The sequence below is a fragment of the Phaeovulum sp. genome, from assembly GCF_041596715.1.
Classification (GTDB): Bacteria; Pseudomonadota; Alphaproteobacteria; order Rhodobacterales; family Rhodobacteraceae; genus UBA6213.
The window spans coordinates 1-4,695 of sequence record NZ_JBFHIA010000231.1 but is presented as its reverse complement, the minus strand read 5'-3'; the positions used below and the strand labels follow the sequence as shown (position 1 = coordinate 4,695).

General features: G+C 62.6%; 3 protein-coding genes and 1 pseudogene. 2 read left to right on the top strand and 2 right to left on the bottom strand.

Annotated features, from left to right (window positions below; all coding sequences use genetic code 11):
* Positions 1–157: 157 nt before the first annotated feature.
* Complete coding sequence (locus ABY403_RS13510; protein ID WP_372841354.1) at positions 158–1,294, bottom strand: Hint domain-containing protein; 1,137 nt, start codon at positions 1,292–1,294, stop codon at positions 158–160.
* Positions 1,291–2,874 (bottom strand): Hint domain-containing protein, encoded by a 1,584-nt coding sequence (locus ABY403_RS13505; RefSeq protein ID WP_372841352.1) that lies wholly within the window; start codon positions 2,872–2,874, stop codon positions 1,291–1,293. Before ABY403_RS13505 ends, ABY403_RS13510 begins: the two co-directional genes overlap by 4 nt.
* Before the next feature lie 287 nt (positions 2,875–3,161).
* Here ABY403_RS13505 and dapE point away from each other — a divergent pair, with 287 nt between their 5' ends.
* Together dapE and ABY403_RS13495 are read left to right on the top strand one after the other, a co-directional pair.
* Positions 3,162–4,304 carry a succinyl-diaminopimelate desuccinylase gene (gene dapE / locus ABY403_RS13500; RefSeq protein WP_372841351.1) on the top strand — a complete coding sequence of 381 codons (1,143 nt, stop codon included), beginning with the start codon at positions 3,162–3,164 and terminating at the stop codon, positions 4,302–4,304.
* Between the two features lie 91 nt (positions 4,305–4,395).
* Positions 4,396–4,695, top strand: a pseudogene (locus ABY403_RS13495) (ribonuclease R); the annotation flags it as partial.

Below are 4,695 nucleotides of genomic sequence, written 5' to 3'. Positions count from 1 at the left end.
TGCCTCGGCGCTGATGGTGGTGCCGGCGATGATAGGCATGTGGATCGGGTTCAAGGCGCAGGACCTGCTTGATCCGGTGCGTTTTCGGCGCTGGACGCTTGTGTTGCTTGCGCTGACCGGGCTCAATCTGGTTCGTCGCGCACTGTCGTTTTAAGGTTCAGGCCGCGACTGGCGCGTGAAAGCGCGAGCGCGCCGCGGCAAGCGAAGCCGCTTCGAACGGGCGCAGCACACGCAATGCGGGGCGGTGGTGCATGGGGGCTCCGCCAGCGGCAATCAGCGGCGCAAGGGCTGTGGTTGCGGCAAGCGCCGGTGCCGCGGGCAACGCGCCGAGATAAAGGCTTTCCAGCCCCAACCCATCTGCGATCAGCACGTGATGCCCGCGCAGCAGGATGCCATGCCAAGACAGCACGACCGGGCGCTCGATCTGGGTGGCTGAAAGTTGATCGACCAGATAGCGCGCCTCGACCAATACAGCATCGGTGCCAAACAGGTATTCGACTGTCGCGTCGGTCACCGCCACCTGCGTTTGCGGCAAAACCCAGAGATCAGAGCGTTTTCCAAAGCGCCCGGCGCTGAGCCGGATCGGCGCGAGCGCGCCGAGCGCGGGAAGCCGCACACACCCCGACCAAAGCACCTCTTGAACCCCGGCATCGACAGTATTCACCCGGTCACCTGCCTTGATCTTTGCGGCTGGGCGGGGCCCTTGGGGTGTTTCAAGCAAGGTTGTGGGTGCAAACAGCGCCCCCGGCCCAACCGGCAATTGGCCGCGCGCCAAGCCCAGCCAGCGCAGGGCGCTGCAATGCGCAGCAGCCCCGCGCCCGTCCAGCAAAGCTTCAAGATCGGCCTGCGGCAGCGGCAGCGGGTTCGCGCCCACCCGCTGGCGCATCGCGCCGCCATCAAGCGATTCCAGCGTCAGTATGCTTTGCCCTGCAGGGGCGTTCCAGCTGTAGCTGACGCGCAGCGCGCCACCGCCTGCCAGCAGATCGGCGGCGTCGAGCGAAACCGCTGCCAGCGCATCGCCTTGCCGTTGGCGCAGCATCAGCCGCCCCTCCGGGGTGATTGCAAGTGAGAACAGCCGTGGCCATTCAGCATGGGTGGCCATGTGCACCAGCGAAAGCGGCCCGGTCTGGCCACGCTCCAGCACGAACTCGGCCATCAAGGTGCCGCGCGCAAGCAACCCCGGCACCACCGCGCCGGGCAGCAGTGCGCCACCGCGCCCGCTTTGCCAGAGGCCGATCCACGCCCCTTGCGGGGCGCGAGGTTGTCCTTCGGAGATCGTCCCCATATCGCTCATGCCGCGTCAGCCTGTGCAAAAAGTACTCTAGCTTCAAAGCTGCGCAGCACTTGCCGCGCGGCCTTGCCGTAACCACGCCCGGTTTCGGGGTCGAGTTCGGGGAACAGCGCGCAGATTTCATCGACAATCTGCGCATCGCACGCCCGCATCACCTGCGGGCCGGGCAAAAAGCTTTCCGAGGCGAGCCCTTCGGACCAGATCACCTGATGGCGGTCAAAAAGCACATGCACGTATTCCACCATGCCGCCCTCGACACGTGTAACAGTGGTGCCGTTGACCAGATCCTTGGCGGCTACCAGCACCTCGCCATCGCCAAACAGCAATTCGGCCCGCGGGTTTTGCACCAGAACCCGGTGCTGCGGCGAAAGCCAAAGCTCGCCATGCTCGCCAAACGCGTCTCTTGCGATGCGGATTGGGGCAAAGTCGCCCGTCGCGGGCACAAGCCTTCTGCCCACCCAACACAAAGGCTGCGCGCCTTCGTCTTTTGTCAGCACCAGATCGCCCGGCCGCAACGCCTCGATCGCCACCAGCCCGTCTGGTGTGGCAATGCGGGTTCCGGCAACAAAGCAGGGCACCTGATTGATGGTTACAAAGGCTACATCGGATGTGCTGTTGCTGCCGCTGTTCGTGACCTTGTAGGTAAAGTTTACATTTTCGGTTTCGGCATCGCCCAGCACCGTCAGCGTGCCGTCGGCGTTGAGCGTAATCTTCTGCCCGGTTGCCAGCGTGATCGTTTGCCCGGCGACAACCGCCTTGCCATTGATTTCGGTGATGGTCAGCGTGCTGCCGCCCGGCCCCTGATCATTGGCCAGCACGTCAAGCACCTTGCTTTGCCCCGGTGCCAGCGTGACCGCATCATCATTGGCGATCAGCGTGGTTTGCAAGCTATCGCCCGCAATCAGTAGGTTGGAATCGTATTGTGAATCCGACATGTCGGCGATGCCGATGCGGATCGAGTTCACTTGCCCCGGTATCACCGTCATCTTCAACGTCATGGTAACGGTGAAGCCGTCCATCTCGGTGTTATAGTCGTCGGAGGTGTTGTCGACGTAGAGGTTCTGGTTATTGGTGCCGTTGATACCGGTGACAGAGGCCTTCCCCGTCCCGATGCTCATTTGCACGGGTGATCCGTTCACCCAGACGCCCACGAGGTCGTTGTAGATCGAGTTTACGTATTCCGGGTATTCTTCGGACGAAAACACGAACTGCATGGTCAGCGTGTCGCTGGTGGGAATGAAATCGACGCTTAGAATAGAAGCATCATACGTGTTGCTACCGCCGAGCGCGTTGAACTGCGCATCGTTGTTTACCCCGGTCGTATCGGTCGAGGTGGAGCTTGAGCGGTTGGGGTCGCCGTTCTTTTGCGTGAAATCGGCGGCGTTACCGGTGGAAAGGATCACACCCGTGTCGCTGGGCGTCACGTCGGGTGAGCGCGAGTCGCCACGCGAATAAATGGCCGAAGAGTTGCTCGCACCCGTATAGGTGGCGGAAACTACCGTTACGCCACTGCCGAAGATTTCGTTGGCCATCTGCAACGCCGAAGCGTTGGTTGTGTAAGTAAGTTCGGCGCCTGTCGCCATCTCCCGCCCCCATGTATAGAGGGCAACGCAAACGATGCCACAGGATCTGGTGTCCTGTCCCGATCAATACCATACCGCTCGGTCGGGGTTCGTTGACCCCATACGTCTGCCCTGCCTCAGGGTTTTCATTTTTATCAACATTATGACGTGGTTATGCCACGCTCCTAACGTTTTTTTGGCACACGCGCCCGCGTCGGGCAATGCGTGCTTGTTTGGCAACAGGGCGCGCAGCCGATTGCGCGCCGCGCTTTGCCGCGCTAGGCCTGCGGTGCTGCAAGGAGCTTGCCATGTCCGTTGATCCCGTTGCCCTCACCGCAGATTTGATCCGCTGCCCTTCGGTCACGCCTGAAGAAGGGGGGGCGCTGGTGTTGTTGCAAGACTTGCTCAGCGCCGCGGGCTTTGAATGTACGCGGGCTGACCGCAACGGTATCTCCAACCTTTTCGCGCGCTGGGGAAAGCGCGGTGCCAACCGCAGCTTTGGCTTTAACGGCCACACCGACGTGGTGCCGGTGGGTGATGCGGCCGCTTGGACGCACGACCCCTTTGGCGGCGAAATCGTAGATGGCTGGCTTTGGGGGCGCGGTGCGACCGACATGAAATCGGGCGTTGCGGCCTTTGTTGCCGCTGCTATCGACTTCGTGCGCACCTCCCCGCCGGATGGTGCCGTGATCTTGACCATCACCGGCGATGAAGAGGCTGCGGGCCGCGATGGCACGCGCGCGCTGCTCGACCATATGGCGGCGAAGGGCGAACATATGTCGGTGTGCCTAGTGGGTGAACCGACCTGCCCCGAACGCTTGGGCGATATGATCAAGATAGGCCGCCGCGGCTCGCTTACCTGCTGGTTTTCGGCGGAAGGCGTGCAAGGCCATTCGGCCTATCCGCACCGTGCCAAGAACCCGCTGCACGCGCTGGTCACGCTGCTGGGGCGGCTGACCGCCGAACCGCTTGATGCGGGCACCGAGCATTTCGATGCCTCGACGCTGCAAATCACCACCATTGACTGCGGCAACCCGGCAACCAACGTCATCCCTGCGCGTGCCAATGCTACGGTCAATATCCGGTTCAACGATGCGCACACGGGCGTCAGCATCTCTAATTGGCTCGTTGCAGAAGCGGCGAAGGCCGAAGTGGAAACCGGGGTCAAGATCGGCCTGCGTTTCGATGTCGCGGGTGAAAGATTCCTGACCCCGCCCGGAGAGTTCGTAGAGCTCGTCAGCCGCTCGGTTGAAGCTGAAACCGGCGTTGCCCCAAGCCTTTCCACCTCGGGCGGCACATCAGACGCGCGCTTCGTCAAGGACCACTGCCCGGTGCTGGAGTTCGGTCTGGTCGGCAAGACGATGCATCAGGTCGATGAACGCGTCGAGGTTGCCCAGATCGAGGCGCTGAAGCGCATCTATAGCCGCATTCTTGCCGACTACTTCGCCTGAGCAGCCTGCATCGCCAGAAATTATGAGGGGGCCGCGGCAGCGACCCCGGCTTGCAGGTGACGGCCCGCGCGGCGCGTGCTAGTGCAGGGCCATGACCCGTATTCCAAGCAAAGACCAGATCCTTGACTGGCTCGCCGCACATCCCGGCGCAAGCAGCAAACGCGACATCTCCAAGGCTTTCGGCCTACAGGGTGCCGAGCGCATCGAACTGAAGCGGCTTTTGAAAGAGATGGAGGCGGAGGGCGATTATACGCGCCGCCGCGCCCCCGTGGTGCCCGCACCCGACAAGTTCGCGCCCGTCACGGTTCTGTCGATGCTGCCCCCCGATGCGAGCGGCGATCAGTTTGCCGAGCCGCTCGAATGGCAGGGCAGCGCGCCTGCGCCGCGCGTG